The sequence below is a fragment of the Nocardia sp. 348MFTsu5.1 genome, assembly GCF_000383535.1.
In the GTDB taxonomy this organism is placed as follows: domain Bacteria; phylum Actinomycetota; class Actinomycetes; order Mycobacteriales; family Mycobacteriaceae; genus Williamsia; species Williamsia faeni.
The window spans coordinates 1-23865 of the sequence record NZ_KB911513.1 but is presented as its reverse complement, the minus strand read 5'-3'; the positions used below and the strand labels follow the sequence as shown (position 1 = coordinate 23865).

General features: G+C 64.3%; 20 protein-coding genes, 1 tRNA gene and 1 pseudogene. 6 read left to right on the top strand and 16 right to left on the bottom strand.

The window, feature by feature from the left end:
* Positions 1-42 precede the first annotated feature (42 nt).
* The 3 genes from H290_RS0110685 to H290_RS0110675 form a co-directional block, all read right to left on the bottom strand.
* On the bottom strand, positions 43-786 hold the full coding sequence (locus H290_RS0110685) for an SDR family NAD(P)-dependent oxidoreductase (RefSeq protein ID WP_020106792.1): 744 nt from the start codon (positions 784-786) through the stop codon (positions 43-45).
* A gap of 129 nt (positions 787-915) precedes the next feature.
* Positions 916-2910: an FAD-dependent oxidoreductase gene (locus H290_RS0110680; RefSeq protein WP_020106791.1), complete on the bottom strand. Its 1995-nt coding sequence runs from the start codon at positions 2908-2910 to the stop codon at positions 916-918.
* A gap of 42 nt (positions 2911-2952) precedes the next feature.
* On the bottom strand, positions 2953-3708 hold the full coding sequence (locus tag H290_RS0110675) for an IgiC (RefSeq protein WP_020106790.1): 756 nt from the start codon (positions 3706-3708) through the stop codon (positions 2953-2955).
* A gap of 173 nt (positions 3709-3881) precedes the next feature.
* Between H290_RS0110675 and H290_RS0110670 the strand changes: the two genes are divergently transcribed.
* The gene (locus tag H290_RS0110670) at positions 3882-4709 is read left to right on the top strand and encodes a TauD/TfdA family dioxygenase (RefSeq protein ID WP_028463032.1); all 828 of its coding nucleotides are present in this window, start codon (positions 3882-3884) and stop codon (positions 4707-4709) included.
* 52 nt (positions 4710-4761) lie between these two features.
* Positions 4762-5550 (top strand): SDR family NAD(P)-dependent oxidoreductase, encoded by a 789-nt coding sequence (locus H290_RS0110665; RefSeq protein ID WP_020106788.1) that lies wholly within the window; start codon positions 4762-4764, stop codon positions 5548-5550.
* Positions 5551-5596: 46 nt separating this feature from the next.
* On the opposite strand, the gene H290_RS0110660 is transcribed toward H290_RS0110665, so the two are convergent.
* Positions 5597-7087 (bottom strand): MFS transporter, encoded by a 1491-nt coding sequence (locus H290_RS0110660; protein ID WP_020106787.1) that lies wholly within the window; start codon positions 7085-7087, stop codon positions 5597-5599.
* A gap of 254 nt (positions 7088-7341) precedes the next feature.
* On the opposite strand from H290_RS0110660, the gene H290_RS0110655 reads away from it, so the two are divergent.
* Positions 7342-7992 carry a TetR/AcrR family transcriptional regulator gene (locus H290_RS0110655; RefSeq protein WP_020106786.1) on the top strand — a complete coding sequence of 217 codons (651 nt, stop codon included), beginning with the start codon at positions 7342-7344 and terminating at the stop codon, positions 7990-7992.
* 68 nt (positions 7993-8060) lie between these two features.
* On the opposite strand, the gene H290_RS0110650 is transcribed toward H290_RS0110655, so the two are convergent.
* The 8 genes from H290_RS0110650 to H290_RS0110615 all read right to left on the bottom strand — a co-directional run bounded on the left by H290_RS0110650 (position 8061) and on the right by H290_RS0110615 (position 18413).
* Positions 8061-8576, bottom strand: a complete 516-nt coding sequence (locus tag H290_RS0110650) for a DoxX family protein (RefSeq protein ID WP_020106785.1) — start codon at positions 8574-8576, stop codon at positions 8061-8063.
* A 107-nt stretch (positions 8577-8683) separates the two neighbouring features.
* Complete coding sequence (gene pknB / locus H290_RS0110645; RefSeq protein WP_020106784.1) at positions 8684-10594, bottom strand: Stk1 family PASTA domain-containing Ser/Thr kinase; 1911 nt, start codon at positions 10592-10594, stop codon at positions 8684-8686.
* Positions 10594-11946, bottom strand: coding sequence for a protein kinase (locus tag H290_RS28315; RefSeq protein ID WP_081631566.1), 1353 nt, complete (start codon positions 11944-11946; stop codon positions 10594-10596). The genes pknB and H290_RS28315 overlap by 1 nt, the downstream gene beginning before the upstream one ends.
* Positions 11947-11950: 4 nt before the next feature.
* On the bottom strand, positions 11951-13450 hold the full coding sequence (locus H290_RS0110635; protein ID WP_020106782.1) for a penicillin-binding protein 2: 1500 nt from the start codon (positions 13448-13450) through the stop codon (positions 11951-11953).
* Positions 13447-14907, bottom strand: coding sequence for an FtsW/RodA/SpoVE family cell cycle protein (locus tag H290_RS0110630; protein WP_020106781.1), 1461 nt, complete (start codon positions 14905-14907; stop codon positions 13447-13449). Before H290_RS0110630 ends, H290_RS0110635 begins: the two co-directional genes overlap by 4 nt.
* Positions 14907-16373, bottom strand: a complete 1467-nt coding sequence (locus H290_RS0110625; protein WP_020106780.1) for a PP2C family serine/threonine-protein phosphatase — start codon at positions 16371-16373, stop codon at positions 14907-14909. Before H290_RS0110625 ends, H290_RS0110630 begins: the two co-directional genes overlap by 1 nt.
* Positions 16370-16828 (bottom strand): FHA domain-containing protein, encoded by a 459-nt coding sequence (locus H290_RS0110620; RefSeq protein WP_020106779.1) that lies wholly within the window; start codon positions 16826-16828, stop codon positions 16370-16372. Before H290_RS0110620 ends, H290_RS0110625 begins: the two co-directional genes overlap by 4 nt.
* A 157-nt stretch (positions 16829-16985) precedes the next feature.
* Positions 16986-18413: an FhaA domain-containing protein gene (locus H290_RS0110615; RefSeq protein WP_020106778.1), complete on the bottom strand. Its 1428-nt coding sequence runs from the start codon at positions 18411-18413 to the stop codon at positions 16986-16988.
* 600 nt (positions 18414-19013) lie between these two features.
* On the opposite strand from H290_RS0110615, the gene H290_RS0110610 reads away from it, so the two are divergent.
* From H290_RS0110610 to H290_RS31135, 3 genes are all read left to right on the top strand, one after another.
* Positions 19014-19096: transfer RNA gene (locus H290_RS0110610), tRNA-Leu, on the top strand.
* A 447-nt stretch (positions 19097-19543) separates the two neighbouring features.
* A complete protein-coding gene (locus tag H290_RS0110605) occupies positions 19544-20476 on the top strand; it encodes an alpha/beta fold hydrolase (RefSeq protein WP_020106777.1) in 933 nt (310 codons plus the stop codon).
* Positions 20477-20599: 123 nt separating this feature from the next.
* Entirely contained in the window at positions 20600-20776 is a 177-nt protein-coding gene (locus H290_RS31135) for a hypothetical protein (protein ID WP_020106775.1), read from the top strand.
* 20 nt (positions 20777-20796) lie between these two features.
* On the opposite strand, the gene H290_RS0110595 is transcribed toward H290_RS31135, so the two are convergent.
* The 4 genes and pseudogenes from H290_RS0110595 to H290_RS28305 all read right to left on the bottom strand — a co-directional run.
* Positions 20797-21372, bottom strand: coding sequence for a cysteine hydrolase family protein (locus tag H290_RS0110595; protein WP_081631549.1), 576 nt, complete (start codon positions 21370-21372; stop codon positions 20797-20799).
* A gap of 94 nt (positions 21373-21466) precedes the next feature.
* The gene (locus H290_RS0110590) at positions 21467-21931 is read right to left on the bottom strand and encodes a flavodoxin family protein (RefSeq protein WP_020106773.1); all 465 of its coding nucleotides are present in this window, start codon (positions 21929-21931) and stop codon (positions 21467-21469) included.
* A 35-nt stretch (positions 21932-21966) separates the two neighbouring features.
* Positions 21967-23079, bottom strand: a complete 1113-nt coding sequence (locus H290_RS28310; protein WP_036518638.1) for an NAD(P)/FAD-dependent oxidoreductase — start codon at positions 23077-23079, stop codon at positions 21967-21969.
* 438 nt (positions 23080-23517) lie between these two features.
* Positions 23518-23865, bottom strand: a pseudogene (locus H290_RS28305) (DUF2236 domain-containing protein); the annotation flags it as partial.

Here is a 23865-nt window from a genome sequence, read left to right as displayed (position 1 = left end):
TTCAATCCTTGTAAGGATTAACCCCGTGCGGACCCGGCCTTCCTAGGTGTTACGTCCGCCGTTCACCCCGAGCACTTGTCCGGTGATGTAGCTCGCCTCGTCGCTGACCAGGAAGGAGCACGCCGCGGCGATGTCCTCCGCGGTTCCGACCCGGCCCACGGGTGTTCGCGCGATCTGGTCGGTCACCGATATCAGTCCCTGACTCTCGTGGTCGCGCATCATCGGGGTGTCGATGAACCCCGGTGGGATCGTGTTGACGGTGATCCCGTGCTTTGCGAACTCGAGCGCGAGCACCTTGGTCAGCCCGTTCACGGCTGCCTTCGACGACACGTAGGCCGCCATTTGTGCCACACCGCTGTGGGTGCTCGACGACGAGATGTTCACGATCCGGCCCCAGCCGGCTTCGATCATGTGTGGGAGGACGGCCTGGCAGCAGTCGAAGGTCCCGGTGAGATTGATGGCATGCACCAGCTCCCACAGGTCCGGGGTCACTTCGAGGGTGGGTCCTGCGACGGTCTTCCCGGCGCTGTTGACGAGGATCTGCGGTGTGCCGAGTCGGGTCTTCACCTCGTCGATCCCCGCGTGGATTCCGGCGCGATCGGTCACATCGACCCGGACGCCGATCGCGGTTCCACCGTCGGCCTCTATCTGTTCTGCGGCAGCTTTCGCGGAATCGCCGTCGCGATCGAAGAACGCCACGGAGTTGCCGTCCGCGGCGAGGCGACGTCCGATCGCCAGTCCGATACCCGAACCGCCGCCCGTGACGACGGCAACCCGCCGGCTCATTTCGCGTCTCCGGCCGACGTGGACTGACGCGGGGTACGGGACTCTGTGTTGTCGAACATCAGGGGCTCCTTCATGGTTGCGTTCCTCTCGATTGCGGGTTGGGGTGGGGTGTGGGTCGTGGCGGTGGGATCACAGGCTGCGGGCGGCCTGCTCGCCTTCCCAGATGGCGTTGAAGATTCGCCGCGGCGCGTGCGCGTCTCCGATCAGCTGGACATCGACGCCGCTGCCCTCGAGTTCGCGGGCCAGTGAATCGTTCGCGGTATTGCCGAGAACGAGCACGACGGCATCGATGTCGGTGAGCGTCGACAGTTCTTGTGTATGAACATCTTTCAGTGTCACGGTGTCGCCATCGATCTCGGTGACCTCGGTGCCGGCGGTGAATGTCACTCCCGCCCTGCGCAATTGACCGAATGCGAACGGGAGGTCGTGGGCATCCGCGAACGCGTGTCCGAGCTGCGGGTATTGGGAAACGATGTGCACGGGATGGCGACGGCCGACCAGATACTCGGCGGTGACGAATGCTTGCCGGTCACCGGTGTCGTCGACGATCAGGACCCGGTGAGGGATGTCGACGTGTCCGGAGAGTATCTGCGCCGGTGAGTAGACATTCCACTGGTCGGAGCCGGGCAGGGCCGTGCCGGCAACCCAGCGGTCGGGATGACGCGATGTCCAGCCGTGCCGTATCGGTGTCGATCCGGTCGCGATCACCGCCGCGTCGAATTGCCCGATGAGATCATCTGCAGTCGCTCGGTGCCCCAGTGCAACCTTGACGTTGCTTTCGACGAGTTGTGTTGTGAGCCAGTCGGTGACGCCCGACCACTCACTGTACGAGTCGGCCATCGCGATCAGGCCCACTTGTCCGCCGAGCACGGACTCCTGCTCGAAGAGCGTGACCTCGTGCCCGAGTTCGGATGCCGTCAGTGCCGCCCGCAGACCGGCCGGTCCGCCGCCGACCACCGCGACTGTCCGCGGCCGGCGCGGCCGGCTGTCGTCGTCGTGAAACGCTCGCTCCCGGCCGACCTTCGGATTGTGGATGCAGGCGAGTGGACCGCGTGCGAACGAGGCAACGCACCAATTGGAACCGACACAGGGCCGGATGGTGTCGGAACGTCCGTGCCGGGCCTTCTCCGGCCACCTCGGGTCGGCGATGAGCTGGCGGGCCATGCCGACGAACTCCGCTTTGCCCGATGCCAGGATGTCTTCGGCCATCTCCGGGGTGGTGATGCGACCGACCGCGACCACCGGCACCGAAACTGCGCGGGTGATCGCGGTGGTGTCGGCGATCTCGTATCCGGCGGGCCGGGCACCTGAGGTTCCGTAGATCTGCATGCGGTCCAGATAAGTACCCTGACTGGTGGAGATGTAGTCGACGGCGCCCCAGCTCTCGACTTCGACGGCGATCTGTACCCAGTCGGCATTGGTCAGCCCGTTTTCGGCGTCACCGTCGTTGCTGTTGATCCGAATTCCCAGAATCCGGTCCGCGGGGACGACCTGTCGTAAGCGGTCGACGATCCGCCGGACGATGCGCATCCGATTCTCGAAGGAGCCACCGTACTCGTCGGTGCGGTGATTTGTTGCCGGCGACAGGAATTGGCCGAGCAGATAGCCGTGGGCCAGCCCATGGACCTCGATTCCGTCGACCCCGCCCTCGATCGCATACTCGGCCGCCCGCACGTAATGCGCTACCAGTTCGTCGATCTCGCCGTGCGTCATCTCGTGTGGGATCTCGCGGTAGACCGTGTCGGGCACAGCACTCGGTGCCCAGGTCGGCAGGCGGCTGATGATCCCGTCGGTCTGCCTTCCCCGATGCCACAGTTGTGCGAGCAGGAGAGTCCCGTGCGGATGGACGGCATTTGCCACGGCGCGGTAGCTGTCGATCACGGCCGGGTCGTATGCCAGGATCACACCCCGACGCGGTTGGGTCGTCGGATGAACTGCCATGGCCTCCATGGTGATAACGGCTACGCCACCGCGAGCCCGTTCGGCGTAGTAGTCGGCGCTGGCATCCGCAAAGGTGCCGTCGGTGGAGAACTCCGTGGCGTGTGCCGTCATCCAGACCCGGTTTTTCGCAGTGCGTGGTCCGAGGGTGATCGGTGAGAACAACGTGGGGTAATCGGGTGGCATAGAGGGCTCCATTGCTGGCAGAACAATGACGAAGGTGGGAGGTCAGTGCTGTGCCAGCAGCTGTCCGAATCCCTCGAATTGATCTCGGATCTCGTTGGTGCGCAATGCATGCCAATAGGTCGCGGTATTGACCGCGATCACCGGGAGACCGAGCTGCTGCTCGGCCTCGGCGGCGATGCGGCCGGCGCACATGTTGGCACCGAACTGGACGATGGCACGCGGCCGGTTCTCGGCGAGCTTGGTGAACCCCTGTTGCACGGTTTCCCTTGGGGTGTGGGCGATCTGGACTGCACTCGGCGATCGCAGGTGGATCGCGTCCTGGAGCTGGTAACCGCAGCTCTCGACGAAGGTCCGCAGATGGCCCTCGGACACCGGCTGGTAGGGGGTGAGCAGTGCGATCGGGCCATCCTCGACTCCGACGGCACGCAACGCGGCCGGAATCGCATCGCCCGCATGGACAAGCCGGAGCTGGTCACCGAACTTCGCGCGGAGTCGTTGCTGGATTCCGTCCCCGGCTTCGGGGTCGCCGTACACGGCTTCGATGGACACTCCGAGGACGATGCAGTCCGGCTCGCAGGTCAACACCCGCTCGACGGCCTCGTCGAGACCGCGGTCGATGTCGCGGACCAGTAGTTCAAAGTCGTTGTCGTTATTGGTGATCCGGTTGGGGATATGGATGCGCCCGATGTGGTTGGTGACGCCTCGTGGCCGCATGTCGTCGTATTCGGGTTGTACGACGGTGTTCACCGAGGGGGTGACCACTCCCAATTTCAGTCGCCAGCCCAGCGCGTCGGTCATCGGACCTCCTTGGATCGTGGTGGCTCGTTGTCGGAGACATCGTGTCCCTTCTTGCATACACGCTTTCCTCGTTATCCTGATAAGGATTGCAAGAATTAATAGGACGACTTATATTCCAAGCGGATCCATTTTTGACGAGCGGCCTTGCTGCCGCACTGCTCAAGGGAGACGAGATGGCCACACTGACCACGCGGAAACTGACCGAAGGCGTGGGCGCCGAACTGGTCGACGTCGACATCGACCGCCTGCGCAACGATGAACAATTGCCCGAGGCGTTCATGTCAGCGCTCGAAGAGTTCGGTGTCCTGCTCCTGCGCGGTCTACCGATCGATGACGAGGTGCAGGTCGAGTTCATTCGGAAGCTGGGCGACGTGGTGCAGTTTCCCTCGTACCCGAACCCCGATGTCATGGTGATCAGCTTCGATCCGTCGAATCCGAATGTGCGCTACTTCTCGAGCAACGATCATTGGCATTTCGACGGGTCGATGGACGAAACACCTGCGAAAGCGGTGGCCTTGACCGCGCATGTTCTCGCCAGCGACGGCGGTGAGACAGAGTTCAGCAGTACGTATGCCGCATACGATCTCCTGACCGACGACGAGAAGGAAAAGTTCGCAAAGTTACGGGTATTGCACACATTCGAGGCCATCCAGCGTCGAAGCCATCCGGACCCGACACCGGAGCAGCTCGAGGACTGGGCGACGTGGCCGAACCGTGAACACCCGCTGGTGTGGGAGCACCGGTCAGGGCGACGGTCTTTGGTCTTCGGTCACAGTGCATCGCACATCGTGGGAATGGATTTCGACGAGGGCCGCGCGCTCCTGGCCGATTTGGAGAAGCGTGCCACCTCCCCAGAGCGGGTATTGCGGCACGACTGGCGGGTGGGAGACATGGTCATCTGGGACAATCTCGGCCTCCTGCACAGGGCCTGCCCATTCGATCGAACCGAGCCGCGCCGGATGCACCGCACCACTCTCGCAGGCACCGAGCCGATCGCGTGATGTGCGCGCCGGCCTCTATCGGACAACCTCGCCGACCTCAGGAGGAACTGGCATGCAGTTGAAGGGCAAGGTTGCCGTGGTCACCGGCGCAGGCTCCGGAATCGGCAGGTCGATCGCACACCGATTCGCTGCGGAGGGGGCAAACGTCGTGTGCGCGAGCGTAACCGGACGGGCCATCGACGTGGCCGCGGAGATCGGCGACGGTGCGGTCGGAATCAAGGCGGACATCAGCGACGAGCACGACGTCCGGCGCATGATCACGACCGCGGAAGACTGGTTCGGCAGGGTCGATGTGCTGGTCAACAATGCCGGGTTCGGCGGCAAGATGATGCCCTTGCATGAGCAGACCATCGAGGACTGGGACCGCGTCCATGATGTAAATCTGCGGGGCGTGTTCCTGTGTATGAAGTACGGCATCCTGTCGATGCGCAAAACCGGGGGCGGGTCCATCGTCAATATCTCGTCGATGACGGCGATGGTCGGCTTCAAACACCATGGCGTCTACGGGGCGGCCAAGGCAGGAGTCAATCAGCTGACGAAGACCGGGGCGCTCGACTACGTGGACGAGAACATCCGGGTCAATGCGGTGTGCCCGGGTTCGGTTTGGACCGGCTTGGTCGCGATGTCAAAGGAGCACCCGGAGCCGCCACCCGAAGCACCTCGGATACCGGGAATCCCCATGGATCGCTGGGGTATGCCGGACGAAATCGCCTCGGCGGCACTATTTTTCGCCAGCGATGCGTCATCGTACATCACCGGTGTCCTGATGCCGGCCGACGGTGGATACTCAGTGGGGTTCTCGGGTATGGGTGCCGAGAAGTCCGGGAAGTCGATTGTTTGACACCCGACCCTTGCCGGGAATTGCCCCGGCTCCGGGCGCAGCGGTGTCAGCCGGCCGAGGACATGGAGTCCTCGTCGAGGTCGCTCTTGTGCGGGTCCGTCCCGTTCACCTCGAGGTCGGCTGACGCCGCTCCGAACTTGGGGATGAACCAGGCGATCCCGAAGGCGACGAGTGCCGCGCCGGCACCGGATGCCATGACGATTCGGAATGCGTTTTCGGTGGGTACCGTGACTGAACCCAGCGACATCGTCATCTGGGCCAGGATCACCCCGGCGATGGCACTTGCGGAAGATGTTCCGAGCGAACGCATCAACGTATTGAAGCTATTGGCGGCCCCGGTCTCCGAGGTCGGCACCGCACCCATGATCAGGGCGGGCATGGCGCCGTACGCCAGGCCGACGCCGACGCCGATGATCATCGAGATCAGCACCAGCTGCCAGAGCGAATGCATGAACAGGACGCCGCCTCCATAGCCGACGGCCATGCCGACCGCCCCGCACATCAACGTTGTTTTCGGACCCCGGGTGGTGGTGATCCACGCCGACACCGGTGAGATCATCATCATCATGATGCCGGAGGGCGCCATCGCCAGACCGGCCACCAGCATCGACTTCTCGAGCCCGTATCCGGTGGCGGCAGGCAACTGCAGAACCTGCGGGAAGACCAGACTCATCGCGAACATGGCGAAACCGACGACAATCGACGCCATATTGGTGAAGAGGACCTGAGGCCGGACACTGACCCGGAGATCGACGAGTGGCCCCGGAACGCGGAGTTCCCACCAGACCCAGAGGACAAAGGCCAACACGAACACAATCGCCAGGACCATGGTCGTCTGAGACGTCCAACCCCAGCTGCCGCCTTTGGAGATCACCAGAAGCAAGGTGATCAAAGTGACGGACAGCGAGAGGGCGCCGCCGAAGTCGAACGTGCCGCCGGTGCGGATATTCGATTCGGGGACAACAAGAATCACCAGCCCGGCGGCCACGATGCCGAGCGCACCCGAGGTCCAGAACAGGACATGCCAGCTGGAGTATTCGGCGATCAGGGCGGCAATGGGCAACCCCAGTGCCCCGCCGACACCGAGCGAGCTGCTCATCGTCGCGACGGCACCGGGTAGTTTCTTCGACGGCAACACATCTCGCATGATGCTGATGCCGAGCGGGATGACTCCGGCCGACAAACCCTGCAGTGACCGGCCGACGATCAGCGTGAGGACGTCCGTGGCCACTGCGCAGACGAACGAGCCGGCCACCAGCAGTGCAAAGCAGACCAGGAGCATGCGGCGTTTGCCGAACATGTCCCCCAGGCGGCCCATCATCGGAACGGACACGGCGGCAGCCAGCAGGGTGGCGGTGATCGCCCAGGCGGTGTCGGCCGCCGATGCGTTCAGCAGTCCGGGCAGCTGTGGGATGACCGGGATGATCACGGTGTGCATCAGGGCGGCCACGACGCCGGAGAACGCGAGGACCGCCACGATGACAGTGGGGTTTGCATCGATCTGCCGGTCGGTGCCGGAATCATCGGCGGTTGACATGGGCAGACTCCATCGCGCGGGTATTCGACTTCATCAATCAATCAATTGACTTACTCAAGGTAGATGTCAGGCGTGATTCAGTCAACTGACCCACTCCGAGGGTGATTCATGGCATTGTTCCCACAAGTGCCGGCGCGGCGGCGTGTTGCTAAAGCAACTGATTGACCGGGCGGGCGAATGGCGGTTGAATGGCGTCAGGAACCGGGCCCGCCACCCCTCGTGGCCTGTCCTGAAACAAAGGTGGATTTGGGTCGATGACTGCGACGGCTGGATCAAGATCGACGCGTGCGGTTGCGACGCGGGAGCTCATCCTCAGCGCTGCCGAACGGCTCTTTGCCGAGCAGGGCGTGTTCGCGATTTCGAATCGTCAGGTCAGCGAGGCCGCGGGGCAGGGCAACAATGCCGCCGTCGGCTACCACTTCGGTACCAAGAACGACCTCATCCTCGCCATCGTGAACAAGCACTCGTTGAGAATCGAAGAGTCACGCGCGAAGGTGCTTTCGGAAGTCATGGGATCCACCGATGTCCGCGCGTGGATCACCTGTCTGGTGAGGCCGGCGACGTTGCACATGGCCGAGCTCGGTACCCCGAGCTGGTACGCCCGGTTCAACGCGCAGGTGGCGACCGATCCGACCCTGCGAGTGCTCGCCTACCAGGAGACCGAACGGGTGTCGCCCTCGCTATCCCCGATGGTGAAGGGCCTCGGTCAGGCAGTGGCACATCTACCACCCGACATCCGGATGGCCCGCGGGGCGATGGGCCGGCTTCTGATGACCCACATGTGCGCCGAACGCGAGCTCCAACTCGCCTCCGATGACACGGCCGAGGCCACGAGCTGGGACGACTTCGGTACTGACCTGATCGACGCCATCGCGGGTCTGTGGACGGCACCCGTGACCCGCTGAGAACACACCACATACGACACAGGCCGGCGACCCCGAGGAGGGTTCGCCGGCCTGTTTGGTTGTCCGAGCTACTTGGCCACCGGCCGGTGGAAGGTGGCGAGCTGTGCGCCGGCTGCCACCAGTCCCACACCCGCAGCCAGGGCGGCACCCTGGTTGGGGCTGAGCTTGCTGTCGAGTCCCAATGCGCGGTCGACGCTGAAGCGACCGGGTCCGATCGCGGCGAGGGCCACGGCGGCGACGGCGAGGTTGGCGACGTACTCCCAGCCCTCCGAGGTGATGAAGAAGCCGTTTTCCTGATGCACCGAGCGGGCGGCCACGGCCATCGTGGCGACCACTGCACTGGCGGCGAGCGGGGTTGCCGCACCGGCGACAATTGCGGTTCCGGCTCCGACCTCGACCACTGCAGATGCCTGCGCCTGCAGTTTCGGCTGGCGGAAGCCGATCGATCCGAACCAGCCGGCGGTGCCCTCGAGGCTGCGGCCGTGCTTCACGCCATGGGCGATCATCGTCCCACCGATGGCGGCACGAAGCAGCAACTGGACGGCGGTGCTGTCGGTTTTAGGTGCGCGGAACAGGCTTGTCATCGGTGCGGTGACCCTTCATTTGTGGCGGTGTTCGGCAAATCTGGCTCCTCAAGGGTCTACCACCCCGCCGCACCATCCGGCGCGGCGAGGGGGCGAACGACCCGTTCCTACGGCAGGAGACTGGCCCGTCCGACGGTGATCGTGATCGCGCCGTCCTTGCGTGCGAGTTCCCCGGGAGCGGGCGACTGATCGAGGATCTTGCCGTCGTCAGGACTGCCGAGTGGGACATTTCGGGGGACCGTGGTGACGGTTCCGCCTTCCCAGCCGGCCGTCGTCAGCTGGGTCTCGGCCTGGCTCGGGGTCTTCCCACGCAGGTCGGGCACCACGAACATGTTGCCGCGACTGACGGTGACCTGGACGATGCTGCCCTCATCGACCACTTCGCCGGCGTTCGGTGATGTGCTGATGACGGTGCCCGCCGGTAGGTCGGAATCGGCCTCGATCGGAGAGATCTCGAGCTTGAGCTGCGTCAGGTTGGTCCGTGCCTGTTCCAGTTTCTGTCCGGTCAGGTCGGGCACGGTGACCCGGCGCGGACCCGTTCCGACCTGGATGGTGATCTGGGTCGTCACCGGCTGGGTGCTCTGGGCCGGCGGATTGGTGCCGACCACTTTGCCCTTGAGGTCGGTGGTGGAGGTGACCTCGACCGATCTGACGTTGCCGAACCCGAGGCTGTTGAGTTCAGTGGTCGCCGCGTCGAGGGTGAGCCCCTTGACATCGGGTACCTGCTGGCGCTGTGGGCCGGCCGAGATGTACAGCGTCACCGTGGAACCCTTGTCGGCCGACACGCCCTCGCCGGGTGTGGTGCGGGTCGGGCTGCCCTCGGCCACGGTGGCGCTGGGTTCCTCGAGCTGATTGACCCGGAAACCCAAGGTCTCGAGTTCGGCGCGGGCATCCGCGGCCGACATGTCCGAGACCCGCGGGATCGAGATCTGCGGCGTCTCGTCCGAACCCCACGGCCGGACGAGCAGGAGCGTGACCGCCACGATGGCCAACAGCGCGAGCGCGCTGAACGCGGCGTACTTGAGTGCGGTACGACTCTTCGGCGGTGTGTCGTCGTCATCCTCGCCGCGATGTTGCGAACCGGTCGCGGCACCGATCCGGCTGACCCGTGCTCGTGGTCCGGTGTCGATCATGGCGGAACGATCTTCATCGCTCATCACCATCGGCGCACTGGGTTTGCCACCGGCGAGGACCTTGATCAGATCGGAGCGCATCTCGGCCGCCGACTGATAGCGGTTCGCCGGGTTCTTGCTCATGGCCTTGAGCACCACGGAGTCGAGTTCGGCCGGAACACCGGGACGGACCGACGACGGCGTGGGCGGATCTTCCCGCACGTGCTGGTACGCCACCGCCACTGGCGAGTCGCCGGTGAACGGCGGCTCTCCGGTGAGCAACTCGAACAGCACGCAACCGAGCGAGTAGACGTCGCTGCGGGCGTCGACACTCTCGCCGCGCGCCTGTTCCGGCGACAGGTACTGGGCGGTGCCGATGACCGCGGCCGTCTGGGTCATCGAATTACCGGTATCCGCCATGGCGCGGGCGATACCGAAGTCCATCACCTTGACGGCGCCGGACTTGTCGATCATCACGTTGGCCGGCTTCATGTCGCGATGGACGATGCCGTTCTGGTGTGAAAAGTGCAGGGCCGCAGCAACATCAGCGACCCAGGTCATCGCCTGGCGGGGACTGACATGACCTTCGGCACGCAGCACGTCGCGGAGGGTCTCGCCGTCGACGAACTCCATCACGATGAAGGGCAACGGCCCTTCGGGTGTCTCGGCCTCGCCGGTGTCGAACACCGACACGATGGTCGGATGGTTCAGTGCCGCGGCGTTCTGGGCCTCGCGCCGGAAGCGGAGATAGAACGTGGGGTCGCGCGCGAGGTCGGCGCGCAGGACCTTGATCGCGACGTCGCGGTGGAGCAGCAGATCGCGGGCGAGGTGTACCTCGGACATGCCACCGAAACCGAGCGTCTCGCCCAGTTCATAGCGCTCTGAAACCTGCCGGGGGCCTGCCATCAACCACCGGTCCCGGAGTCGGGGGCCGCGGATGTCGACGCGGATTCAGAGGACGCGGACCCGGTTTCCTGACGTGCGGGCAGCCCGGGGAGCGGGATGGTCGGCAGCGTGAAGATCGGGTTGCGCGTGGTGGTCGTGGTGGTCTCGACCGGCGGCGGTGTCGTGGTCGTTGTTGTGGTGGTGGTTGTGGTCGTTGTTGTCGAGCGGGTCGTGGTGGTGGTGGTCTCCTCGGTCGTCTCTGGCGTCTCGGTGGTGGTTGTCGTGGTCGACGGCGGCTTCGATGAGCTCGGGGAAGGGGTGTCGGAATTGTCGCTGGACGACATCAGCAGGAAGCCGACCGTGATCAGCGCTCCGAGGAGCAGCAGCACCGCCACTGCGGCCAGTGCTTTCTGCCCGCCGGACCAACCGTCCTGCGACGCCGGTGTCGGAGTAAGAGGTGTGGCGCGGACGGCGTTGGTCGTCGGCGGGATCATCGAGGTGGCCGCACCGACGGTTGCCGTGCCGGGCAGCGGTGGGCGACGACCGGCACGTACCGCCGCGACGGCGTTCGCGAACTCGCCACCATCGGAATAGCGCTGGTGGGGCTCCTTGGCCATCGTGATCTCGATGAGTTCACGAACGTTGTCCGGCAGTTCCGTGGGCAGCGGCGGTGCCTCTTCGCGGATGTGTTTCATCGCGACGGTGATGGCGCCGTCTCCGAGGAACGGACGTCGTCCGGAGATCGCCTCGTAGCCGACAACACCGAGCGAGTACACGTCGGACGCCGCGGTCGCGTCTTCGCCCAGCGCCTGCTCGGGCGAGATGTATTGCGCGGTCCCCATGACCATGCCGGTCTGGGTGACGGGGGCGGCATCGACGGCCTTGGCGATACCGAAGTCGGTGATCTTGACCTGTCCGGTGGGCGTGATCAGGATGTTGCCGGGCTTGACGTCACGGTGGACCAGTCCGGCGTCGTGCGCGGCCTTGAGCGCCCGTCCGGTCTGCTCGAGCATGTCCAGTGTGTTGTGCAGGGACAGCCGGCCGACCCGTGACAACACCGCGTTCAGCGGCTCGCCGTTGACCAGTTCCATCACCAGGTAGGCGACGGAGCCGGCGCCGGGGTCCTGCGCTTCGCCGTAGTCGAAGACGTTGGCGATGCCCGGATGGTTCAGCTGGGCGGTGGTGCGGGCCTCGGTGCGGAAACGCTCGAGGAACTCGGGATCGTCGGAGAACTCTGCCTTGAGCACCTTCACGGCGACACGACGGCCCAGCCGGGTGTCCATGGTTTCCCACACCTGGCCCATGCCGCCGGTCGCGATCAACCGCATCAGCCGATAACGGCCGGCGATGGTCGTACCACCTTGCAAAGTCACGCGGTCACCTCTCACCTACGAGCGCGTTGATGACTGCGCGCCCGATCGGAGCGGCCGACGAGCCGCCCGTTGCCTGTAGTCCTCCATCGCCGTTTTCGACGATCACCGCAACCGCGACCTGAGCATTGGCCGACGGCCCGAACGCGATGTACCAGGCGAACGGGGTCTCGTCGGCCCCCTGGGTGTCGGAATGTTCGGCTGTACCCGTCTTCGATGCAATCGAAACCGGTCCACCGGAGCCGGTGGTGTTGCGCTCTGAATCGACCATCATCGCGGTCAGCGTGGCCGCCGTCTGCGCGGAGATCGGTTCATTGAGCGAATTCGGTCGTGTGGTGTTCAGTGTCTTGAGGTCTGGACCTTGGAGTTTATCCACGAGATAGGGCTGCATGCGAACCCCGCCGTTGGCGATGGTGGCCGCGATCATCGCATTCTGGATCGGTGTGAAACGGACATCCCGCTGACCGATCGAGCTCTGGCCGAGCGCGGCGAGGTCCGGGACCGGGCCCATCGTCGACTCGGAGACGGGAAGCGGGGTGTCGGGCAGTTTGGTGTCGACGCCGAACGCGTTGGCCTGACTCTTGACCGTCTCGATCGGATTCTGCAGTTTCGACGTCGACAGATCGACGAACGCCGTATTGCACGAATACTCCAGCGCCTGGTGCAGGGTGACGGTGCCACCGCTCGAGTCGGGGCAGGTCTGGTTGCCGTAGTTGGTCAGCGACGTCTGCGTCTGGGGCAGGACGATGCTGTTGTCGGCGGTCAGCCGGACGTTCGGGTCGACGCCCTGCTCGAGCGCCGCCGCCGCGGTGATCACCTTGAACGTCGAACCGGGAGGGTAGGTCTCGTTCAGCGCGCGGTTGAGCATCGGCTGGAAGCCGGTGGTGTCGGTGGGATTCCAGGCGGCCCAGGCGTCCTGACGAACGGTGGAATCGTGGCTGGCCAGCAGGTTGGGGTCGTAGCTGGGAGTGGAGACCATCGCCAGGATCGCGCCGGTACTCGGTGCGATGGCGACCACCGCGCCGCGGCAGCCACCGTTGCAACCGGACATCATCTGCTCGTAGGCGACCTGCTGTGCGTGCGCGTTGATGGTGGTGATGACGTTGCCGCCGCGGGGGTCGCGGCCGGAGAACATGTCGGCGAATCGTTGTCCGAACAAGCGGTCGTCGTTGCCGTTGAGGATCGCGTCCTCGGCCTGCTCGAGTCCGGAACTGGCGTACTGGAACGAGTAGAAACCGGTGACGGGCGCAAACGCGGGTGCCCACGGGTTCGGGTACGTACGCAGGTACTTGAGCCGGTCGTCGGTGGGGATGGACTGGGCGATGACGTCGTTGCCGGCGGTGATCTGGCCACGCTGGCGTGAATACTCGTCGAGCAGGACCCGCTGATTGCGGGGGTCGGCCCGGAGCTTGTCCGCCTTGAAGACCTGCACATAGGTGGCGTTGACGAGCAGCGCAAGGACGATCACCATGACCGCTGTCACCACGCGGCGGATGGGAATGTTCATGAGCGCTTCACCATCTGAGTGGGTGCTTCAGCGATCGGCGTCGACTTCTTCTTCGTCGGGTCGGGCTCGCGCGCGGCGTTGGACACGCGGAGCAGCAAGGCCACCAGGATGTAGTTCGCCAGCAGCGACGAGCCGCCGTAGGACATGAACGGTGTGGTCAGACCGGTCAGCGGGATCAGTTTGGTGACACCGCCGACGACCACGAAGACCTGCATCACGATCGTGAACGACAGGCCGGTGGCCAGAAGTTTGCCGAAGCTGTCGCGGACCATGATCCCGGTCCGCAGACCACGGGTGACCAGGATCAGATAGAGCAACAGGATCGCGGCGAGTCCGGCGAGCCCGAGCTCCTCACCGATCGTCGCGATGATGAAGTCGGTGTTGGCGAACGGCACGATGTTCGGCCGGCCCGAACCCAGACCGGTCCCGAACACACCACCGGTCGCCAGGCCGAACAAACCCTGGCCGACTTGATATCCCTGACCGTAGAAGTCGCTGAACGGGTCCTGCCAGACACTGACGCGGACCTGGAGATGCGAGAACAGCTGGTAGGCGACGATCGCTCCGAGCGCGAACAGACTGATGCCGATGATGAGCCAGCTGACCCGTTCGGTCGCCACGTAGAGCATCACGAGCATCGTGGTGAAGATCAGCAGCGAGGTACCCAGATCCGACTCGAAGGCCAGGACGCCGATGGAGATGACCCAGGCGGCCAGCAGCGGACCGAGGTCGCGGGCCCGGGGCAGGTCCATGCCGAGGAAGTGCTTGCCGGCGGTGGTGAACAGGTCGCGTTTCGAGACCAGCAGCGACGCGGTGAAGATGATGATCAGGATCTTCGAGAACTCACCGGGCTGGATGTTGAACAGCGGTGTGCGGATCCAGATCTTCGAGCCGTTGATCTCCGACATCGACGACGGGAGGATCGCCGGGAGGGCCAGGAAGATCAGGCCGCCCAGGCCGAGGATGTAGCTGTACCGCGACAACGTGCGGTGGTCGCGGATCAGGATCAGGACCGCGACGAACGCGACGATGCCCAGGACGGCCCACAGCACCTGCTGGTCGGCGTCATGGGTGCGGTCGATGGGGCTGGCGGTCTCACCGTTCTGTCCGGTGCCGAGGTCGAGGCGGTGGATGATCACCAGACCCAGTCCGTTGAGTGTTGCCACCAGCGGCAGGATCACCGGATCCGCATACGGCGCAAACCGGCGGACCACCAGGTGCGCGAACCCGAAGAGCAGCATGTAGGCGGCCATGTACTTTGCGAGATCCCAAGTGAGACTTTGGGATTGGGCGACCTGAACGAGGATCAGGGCGGCGAAGACGATGACCGTGGACAGCCCGAGCAGCGCCAGCTCGAAGTTGCGGCCGGTGTAGGCCCGGGAGCCCGGTGGCGGGGTCTGGGTGACGGAGGCGGAGCGGAGCGGAGCTCGACCAGGGTTGTCGGCGGCCTGTGACATCAGCGGCCCCGACAGTTCCCCGGCGGTGGGGCCGGCGTCGTCGACAGTGGCGGCATTGTGCTGGCCGAGCCCGATTGCGGGGCAACGGTTGTGGAAGGCGACGGTTCGCCCGTCTGCGGCGCCGGTGACGGAGCCGGAGTCGCCGGCTGCGGCGTCACCGCCTCGGTGGCGGCCGAGGTTTCCTCGGGGCACAGCGGCAGCAGGTTGTCCATCAGGTCGTTGACCTGTGTCTCGGCGTCGTCGAGCGACACCGGGTCGCGCCCGTCGAGGGAGGCGGGTGCGGTCCCGGTCAGGTCGGCGACCTCCAGTGGAACGCAGTCGGCGGGCCGGTTGTTGTAGTCGGCCAGCGTGACGGTGGGGTCGGCACTGTCCATGTCGTGGGTGCAGGTGATCTTGCTCAGCTCGTGCAGGCTCATCCCGAGGACCGATCCCGGCAAACCGCGGTAGACCACGACCTGGCCGTCGGATTGGCCCACGTAGTAGTTGGACCGGACGATCGCGCGGCCGACGAACAGCCCGCCGATCACCAGGGCGATGATCGCGACGGCGATGCCGGCGACGATCCATTTGCGGCGCGGGTGGGCCCGGCGGGGCTCGGGCTCGGGTGTACCGATCGTCGGACGGCGCGGGGTCTGGGCAGGTGGCCGAAGCGCGGCGGCGCGTCCGGCCGACGTGCTCGGATCGGGGACGTACTCCTCGTCGTCGCCGCCGGCGGCGCCACCGAGGATCGGTTGGCTGTCGCCGTAGTCCACATCCGCGACATCGGCGATCACGACGGTGACGTTGTCGGGACCGCCGCCGCGCAATGCGAGTTCGATGAGCCGGTCGGCGCAGTCCTTGTGGTTCTCCACGGTCGACATCGTGTCGCGGATGGTCTCTTCACTGACCACGTCGGACAGGCCGTCGCTGCAGAGCAGATAGCGGTCTCCGGCGCGGGCTTCGCGCACGGTGAGGGTCGGCTCGACCTCGGTGCCGGTGAGCGCCCGCATGATCAGGGAGCGCTGTGGATGCGTGTGGGCTTCCTCTGCCGTGATCCGGCCTTCTTCGACGAGCGTCTGGACAAACGTGTCGTCCCGGGTGATCTGGTTGAGCTGGCCGTCGCGCAACAGGTATCCGCGTGAATCGCCGATGTGACAGAGACCGAGGCGGGAGCCGGCGAACAGGATCGCGGTGAGCGTGGTCCCCATGCCGTCGAGTTCGGGGGCTTCGGCGACCTGATCGGCGATCGCCTGATTGCCACGGCGCGTGGCGGTGTCGAGTTTGGCGAGCAGGTCGCCACCGGGCTCGTCGTCGTCGAGCGGACGCAGCGCCTGGATGACGAGTTGGCTGGCCACCTCACCGGCCGCGTGACCGCCCATTCCGTCGGCGAGGGCCAGAAGTCGTGCACCGGCGTAGACGGAGTCTTCGTTGTTGGCACGGACCAGTCCACGGTCGCTCCGCGCGATATAGCGCAACACCAGTGTCACGGGCGCAACTCAATCACGGTTTTGCCCACGCGTACCGGAGTTGCGATGGGGACCCGCACAGCGGTGGTGACTTTCGACCGATCGAGGTACGTGCCGTTGGTGGATCCGAGGTCTTCGACGTACCAGTCGTCGCCGCGGCGGATCAGGCGGGCGTGACGTTCGGAGGCGTATTCGTCGGTGAGTACAAGGGTCGAATCGTCGGCCCGTCCGAGGAGGACGGGCTGGGTACCCAGGGTGATGCGGGTGTTGGCCAGCGCGCCGTGGGTGACCACCAGGTACCGGGCGGCGCCCTTGACCCGGGCCGGGCCGGGGGTCCGGCGTTCGAACCGGGTAGGTGGTCGCTGGCCCGTTGCCGCATAGACATCGTTTCGGATGACTCGTAGCACCGCCCAGATCATCAGCCACAGGAGCAACAGGAAACCGACACGCGTCAGCTGCAGCACGATGCCTTGCACGTTTTCTCACCTCCTGGGCCAGCCATCAAAGTCCAGTGCATCTTATGGCCCAGTGGCCTCCCCGTAGGTACTCGGATGTGTCACTTGTGCAAAGAAGGTGGGTCGGGTCATACCGGGATCAGCGGCCGGAGCCCCCGCGCCCGTCGGTTGGGTTCGTCTACTGGAAGCGAACGGTGATGTCCGAATGTCCGACGCGAATCCGGTCACCGTCGGCCAGTTCCCAGCTGCTGACCTGGACATCGTTGACCGTGGTGCCGTTGGTGGAGTTCAGATCGTTGAGCAATGCACTCGATCCGTCCCAGCGAATTTCCACGTGGCGACGGGAGACACCGGTGTCCGGCAGCCGGAACTGGGCGTCCTGGCCGCGGCCGATCACATTCGAACCGTTACGCAATTGAAAGGTGCGGTTGCTGCCGTCTTCGAGCAGAAGGGTGATCGAGCTCGGCGCGTAACCGGCTGGTGCCGCATAGCCCTGCCCGGCGTAACCACCCTGCTGGTCTGCCGGAGGGTAGCCACCCTGGTCCGCGGCATAGGCCTGCTGGTCGCCGTAGCCCTGGTCGTAGCCGCCCTGTTGGTAGCCCTGGTCGTAACCGGGTTGTGCGTAGCCCTGCTGGCCGTAGGCGGGCTGCTGGTCGTAGCCGCGCTCGTAGCCACCCTGGTCGTATCCGGGTTGTGCGTAGGCGCCCTGGTCCGCGGCGTAGCCGCCCTGGTCATAGCCGCCCTGCTCGTAGCCGCGCTGGTCGTAACCCTGCTGATCCGGTGCGGCGGCACCCTGCTGCTCGCCGGCGTAGGCGGCGGGGTCGTAGCCGCCCTGCTGGTAGCCCTGGCCGTATCCGGGCTGCTGCGGTGGGTAGCCGGGCTGGGGTGCGTAGCCGCCCTGTTGGTACCCCTGCTGGTCATAGCCAGCCTGCTCGTAGCCGCGCTGGTCGTACCCCTGCTGGTCGTAATCATCCTGCTGGCTGTACGCCTGCGGGGCGGGGTCGCGCTGGTCACCGGGCTGGTACGGCTGCTGGCCGTAGCCAGGAGGCGGATAGGAGCCCTGTTCGTAACCTCCGCGCTGGTCATATCCGGAGTTCTTGCTCATGGGAACGGCTCCTACTTGTGGGGTTCGGTGTGGTCCTGCGGGTTGCGGCCCTGCCTGTGGACCGGGCGGGGGCGGCCCGGGTGGGCCTACCGGTTGGTCACCGGGTGAGGGTACGGGCATCGGTCGGGCATCGGGGTTGACTGCACCCCGAGCCCGGAACTGACCCGTGTGCAGGGTGGGTGAGTGGGCAAACTCAACAACCACTTCGCCATACGTCTGCCACCCATTGTCTCGAATGAAGTTATCGAGATGTTTGGAAAAGGTCTTGCGATTGAGCTCGTATTCCGCAGCCATCTCCTGGTGGTCGGTCGAACTGACCACCAGGGTGTAGGCGTTGGGCGCCAGTTTGCCGCCGTCGCCGAGGTCCTCGAGGTTGTCCTCGGCCTCCCGCTGGAGTGCGTTCTCGACCTCCTGCGGTGCGACTTTCCCACCGAACACCCGAGCGAAGCCGTCATCGACAACACCTTCGAGCTTGCGTTCGATTCTCTGCAGAATCCCCATAGCGACGACCTCCCTCCGAATTGCCAGCGTGTCGGCGTGCCAATCGTGCTTTTTGATGATAGCGACTCAACACTCGCATGGGCACTCCAGGGAGAACATCTGCACCGTCAGCCACAGATGTCCCATGTCGGCTCGCCGAACGGGACATTCCGGTGCCTGCCGATGTACCGGTGTTTGCCCAGCTCAGATGGTGGTCCAGAACCTACGGATCACGGACACCGGAGTGATATGTACCTTGACCGGGCTGGAATGGCTGTATTCGGGCCACCCGTCGTGGCTTGGGTCCGGACCGGGTGGCGCCGTCGATAGACACATTTGCAGTGAGACTTTTGGCGATCTCTGCGGCTACGTCGACGACGCCTCGCGGGTCTGATGGGGCTATCGGTGCCGCACGATCTGGTTGGAATCCCGGGGACTGTGAGGGGACGTTCTCGTTGTAGAGGTGTGTAGATACGAGAGACACTCCAAGGCGGTTTTCTCCGGATGGGGCGTGGCCCGGAACCACCAAAATGGACCACAGAACAGCGGATTTCTGTCCGAGCGGTCAGTCGTGTTAACGTCTCGTAGTCCTTTTCGGAGAGATCCGACAAGGACAGCCACGGGCGAGTGGCGGAATGGCAGACGCGCTGGCTTCAGGTGCCAGTGTCCTTCGGGACGTGGGGGTTCAAGTCCCCCTTCGCCCACAGAGAGCAGTTCAGCTCAAAGCGGTACAAACGGTCAGGTTGCAGAAATGCAGCCTGACCGTTGTGTTTGCGGGGAAAACGCGGATCCTTGGTCGGTAGCGGCGGTGGGGGACCCAGGCGCGGGCCCAGGTCCACCGTTTGCTTCAGTCGTACGAGGGTTCTGGGTTCACGAGAGTTGCGTCCCCACGAAGCAGAAGAACTTTCCACTCGAGCAAGACTTTCTTGACGCGCTCACCGATGCTCGCCGCAAGTGCGGATCCGCTCCTGAGGTTTACTGGAACGTATCCGGCGGGATCGTCAGCGAGACAGCCCTTTTTGCAGTTTCACGCGACAAGGCATGGAGGCACTCGAGACCCTGACATCATGTCGCCTCATCGTTGCGCATCCGGCCGGATGGGGAGTTGCCACGAAGTCGGTTTGCCCGTCGGTGCTGCGACAATGGGGGCCATGGGGAATCGATCTGAGTACCTGGACTCGCGGATACTTGATGCCGAACTCGCCATCCGCCGGCTCTACGGTTTGCAGGTCGATCAGCGGTCGATCACGGTGAGATCGGGTGCCTCCGTACGTGTCCTGAGTACCGGCGAGGGACCGCCGGTGCTCCTGCTTCACGGCGCCACAATGACGGCTGCGGCATGGGCTCCCTTGATGGCCGCGCTCGGCGGATTCCGGTTACACGCTGTTGAATTGCCTGGGCACGGGCTTTCCGACGCTGGTGACTATCGCACAGGCGGGCTCCGACCGTTCGCGCAATCATTGCTGTTGGACGTCGTGACTGATCTCGTTGACTCGCCGATTCCGATGATCGGCAACTCGCTTGGCGCCATGTTTGCCTTATGGTTCGCCGCCGACCACCCAGAACTCGTGACGACTGTGATCTCGATCGGGACACCCGCGATCGCGTTGCCCGGCACTGTTGTTCGAATGCCGCTGGCTCTGCTGAACCTTCCGGTTGTGGGTCGCGCATCGCTGCGGTTCCCATTGCCTCGACTTGCCTACAAGTGGGTGCTGCGGGCCGGGTTGGGAACCGACGCGAGTGCGGCGATGCCGGCGTGCCTGCTCGACGAACTGCGGTTGTCGGCGCGCAGGAACGCCACCAGTCTTGCTCAGCTCAACCGTGCGATGAATCGCTTCACCCAACCGCGAGTCGAAAACGTCATGACCGCAAAGGAACTGCGCAAGGTGGTGTGCCGACCGCTTTTCATCTGGGGATCAGAGGATTGTTATCTGGGCATCGACCAGGCGCGGAAATGGGTGGCGGCCAGTGATGGCGCCCGGATACAGGAGACTCCTGGAGGACACGCGCCCTGGATCGCTGATCCACACGGTTTGGCTGACATCATCGCCGCGCACCTACGTCACGAATCAGATCAGTGCTGACATGGCACCGTTGCCAAACTCAGCTCGGACGACCGGTCTCGTGATCAGTGGCGAACGCTCGAACGGCTCGAAACCCAAACCCGACTCGGCGTCGATGCCTACCTCAGCCGATCCGGGCTCGCGGTGAAACCGTCCAATCTCGCTTCATATTTCGCCGACACCGAAGAGGTTCGGTTCTTCACTTACGTTGTGAAACACGAACTCTCGATCATCGACTCCACCGAACGTGCGCTTCGTCAGGATCGTAACCCCCTCGACGGTGTCCTTCGAATACTCGATGACCAACTTCCCGGACGCTGAACCATGTCGATGACCGTGATCTAACCGGCGAGCGTGGCCCGCGCATCCTCGAAGGGGAGTGCGCGCGAACCGAGAGCGCGTTCGGTTCTGCGCTGCACATATCCCGACACGGTCGCGGTGCATTCGGGTACTACGAAAGCATCGAAGCCTCGAGCGAGTGCGGTGCGAAACGTCTTCGCCACGCACTGATCGGTGATGAATCCGCACATGACGACGGTCTCGGCGCCGGCAGCCCATAGTACTTCTTGGAGGTCGCTGTCGACGAACGCATCGAATGTCGTGCGGCCATGGACCACCGTATCGCCCGCAGCGTGGACCCCGTCGGTGAACTCCGCACGCGTGCTGCCCGCGGTGAAGAATCGGCCGCGGGTCAGCTTCGCGAAAGTTCCGTTCAGCTGCTTCGGATCGATCACCAAGGGGGCGTGGATCACCGGGACCCCGCCGGCACGGGCGGCTGTGACGAGTTCCAGGGTGTTGCTGATCGCGTTGCGTTGCCTCAGTTGCCGGGCGATCAACCGGCTGTGCAGCCCGGAATCCGTCCACTGCTTCTGAAACTCGATGAGCAGAAGCACAGTCCGATCATGTGGAAGATTCATGCTTACCCCGCTTGTAGGCCAGGACCGCTCGACAGTTACTGGTCGATGGTGCTGGGTTCTTGGGCCGAGAATTCGGATAGGTACGCGCCGAGCGTCAGGGGGCCTTGCTGACCATGTTTCTTCCGAATGCTTGTGCGGCAGAGAGATCGTCGATGGTGGGGTGGGCCTTGTTCACTCCGCCGAGCAACTTGAACGGGCCCATCGTGTCAAGGCCCCGGCACGAGAATGTGCCGGTGGCACGGAAGCCCTTGTCGGTCAGTAGTTTCGTGAAGTTGCGGAGGTAGGGGCGGAAAGGTGGCTGCGGAAATCCACTGGTGGCGAAGACAAAAGCGTCACGCCCCGACATGTCCGGAAGACTGTTGACACAGGTGATGAGTTCAGGAGCGAATGCCAACCAGTAGATTCCGGAACCGAAGCCAATGCGGTCGGCCTGTGCCAGCTCGGTCGGGGTTGCCTGCGCTGGGCTGAGAATGCGCGCGTCGAGCACTTCGGCAAGTGCGTCGGCGACCTGCCGGGTGTTTCCGTTGGAGGTGGACGAGCACACCAGAATGGTGTTCACGGTTCTGCTCCCGTCTGTGGATCTGTTGCCGATCCTTATGACCAGCTGTAGCTGAGTTTGCCGAAGTGCCCGAAGCGCAATGTGTTCGAGCAGACCTTTTCTTTTGCGTACGCTGCCGGCGGGCCGGTGAGGATCGCCCATCCGCGGGGTCGGTCTTTGAGGTTGCTGCCCTGCAGCACACCAGATGTGCGTCCGAGGCTGATGGCCTGGCCGGTGAACTTCGGTTTGAGACGCTTGGGTTCCCTGCCCTCGATTACGCGGAGAACTGTCTCGGCTGCGTGGATTCCCGATGGGGTGGCCGCTTGGCAGCTCATCCGGAGTGGAATGCCTGATATCAGGGCTGCATCTCCGGCGGCGACGATGTTCGGAGCACCTTCGCTGACCAGGTTTGGTCCGACGGTCAGGGCACCCGTCGGGCTCGTGGGGAGGTTGCTCACACGCGCGAGGTCGGGCTGGATCGCGCCTGTCGAGATAATCGTCAGATCGCTGGCAATCGTTGTGCCCGTTGCCAGTACAACGTCCTCCGGGTTGACTCGCCGGACGGCCGTGCCCTCGGTGATGACGACCCCCGCGGCGGTCAGATGTCTGCGGATGTAGTTACGCGCGCGGTTGCCCACACTCGGAGCGAGTTGTGTATCGGTGATCAGATGGATGGTCGCGCCGGTGCCCATTCCGGCCAGTTCCGCGGCGGTCTCGATGCCGGTGAGTCCGCCGCCGATGACAACAATCGACGAATGATCCGGGAGGTCCCGCAAACGGGTGCGCGTGGCCTGTGCCTCCTCGAAGGTACCCAGCGTGAACGCGTGTGCTGCGGCTCCGTCGATCCCGCCGGTCCACTCCCGGCTGCCGACCGCATAGATGAGATGGTCGTACTCGACGGTGGTGTCTGCGAGATGGATCCGGCCGTTGTCCGGATCGATGCGATCGGCGGTGCCGATCAGCAACTTGGTCGATTCCGGAACCACCAGCCGCAGATCGGTGACGGCGTGGTGGTTGCCGGCCACATACTGGTGCAGCCGAATTCTCTCGACGAACTCGGACCGCGGATTCACAAGTGTCACAGCGAGATCGACTGAACTGCGCGCCAAACGTTTGGCCGCACTGACCCCTGCGTAACCCCCACCGAGCACAACCACTCTCGAACTCATCGCGACCCCCTCGTCGACTGTTGGCTGTCTGACAACGTACGTGCGAGGACGCCGCAATGCAGACGGTTTGTGACGTACGTCATGTAGGGCAGCGAAGGCCCGGCCTTGCGGACGCACGATCTGCGTAATCCAACCGTGGAACCGGTCGAACATGTCGATCTCTTCACGAAGGCGGCCGGCGCCGGCCTCGTGGACGACGCCGCGGCCCCACCGATGGTGAGCAAGTTGTTGAACGTCTCCTCCGCGTCGGACTGATACTGACCTATCTGGCACATGGAGATTCGGACGGTTCCCGGAGGGGCCACTGCAGAAGGTGCTGCGGCAACGGCAGTTGCCAGCGTGGCAAAGAGAACACACAACGCGATGACTCCACCACGCCACGTCGTGTATTTGCCCTCAATCACTGGCAGACACCTCGATCGACACGATCGCGCCCGGTCAGCGACCGTAGTTCGGATTGTTGCCCACTGGGATATTGATGTTGATGGGCATGCGGAGTTCGGACATGTAGAAGAGCACAAATTGACGGAGAAACTCGTCGAACAGGAAGTACGCCTCTTTGGGTAGGCCGGCATCGAGAAGTCCTTCGCGGACCAGGACGTAAGGGCCCCAAGCTGTTTCGAGAAGCGGCGTCCAGACAGGTTCGGTGGGGATGTGGAGCCAGTTGGCGACTTCATCGCCGAGCATGAAGCGGGTCAGGGCGCCGAGGATCGGTCTGGTGAGCAACGTCAGGTCCAGGTTCATCCCGAGATCGAGGAGGGTATCGGCGAGCTTGATGCCCTCGGG

Coding starts and splice junctions, on each gene's coding strand:
- H290_RS0110685 (WP_020106792.1), bottom strand. CDS start 786: ATGAGCCGGCGGGTTGCCGTCGTCACGGGCGGCGGTTCGGGTATCGGA.
- H290_RS0110680 (WP_020106791.1), bottom strand. CDS start 2,910: ATGCCACCCGATTACCCCACGTTGTTCTCACCGATCACCCTCGGACCA.
- H290_RS0110675 (WP_020106790.1), bottom strand. CDS start 3,708: ATGACCGACGCGCTGGGCTGGCGACTGAAATTGGGAGTGGTCACCCCC.
- H290_RS0110670 (WP_028463032.1), top strand. CDS start 3,882: ATGGCCACACTGACCACGCGGAAACTGACCGAAGGCGTGGGCGCCGAA.
- H290_RS0110665 (WP_020106788.1), top strand. CDS start 4,762: ATGCAGTTGAAGGGCAAGGTTGCCGTGGTCACCGGCGCAGGCTCCGGA.
- H290_RS0110660 (WP_020106787.1), bottom strand. CDS start 7,087: ATGTCAACCGCCGATGATTCCGGCACCGACCGGCAGATCGATGCAAAC.
- H290_RS0110655 (WP_020106786.1), top strand. CDS start 7,342: ATGACTGCGACGGCTGGATCAAGATCGACGCGTGCGGTTGCGACGCGG.
- H290_RS0110650 (WP_020106785.1), bottom strand. CDS start 8,576: ATGACAAGCCTGTTCCGCGCACCTAAAACCGACAGCACCGCCGTCCAG.
- pknB (WP_020106784.1), bottom strand. CDS start 10,594: ATGGCAGGCCCCCGGCAGGTTTCAGAGCGCTATGAACTGGGCGAGACG.
- H290_RS0110635 (WP_020106782.1), bottom strand. CDS start 13,450: ATGAACATTCCCATCCGCCGCGTGGTGACAGCGGTCATGGTGATCGTC.
- H290_RS0110630 (WP_020106781.1), bottom strand. CDS start 14,907: ATGTCACAGGCCGCCGACAACCCTGGTCGAGCTCCGCTCCGCTCCGCC.
- H290_RS0110615 (WP_020106778.1), bottom strand. CDS start 18,413: ATGGGGATTCTGCAGAGAATCGAACGCAAGCTCGAAGGTGTTGTCGAT.
- H290_RS0110605 (WP_020106777.1), top strand. CDS start 19,544: ATGGGGAATCGATCTGAGTACCTGGACTCGCGGATACTTGATGCCGAA.
- H290_RS0110595 (WP_081631549.1), bottom strand. CDS start 21,372: ATGAATCTTCCACATGATCGGACTGTGCTTCTGCTCATCGAGTTTCAG.
- H290_RS28310 (WP_036518638.1), bottom strand. CDS start 23,079: ATGAGTTCGAGAGTGGTTGTGCTCGGTGGGGGTTACGCAGGGGTCAGT.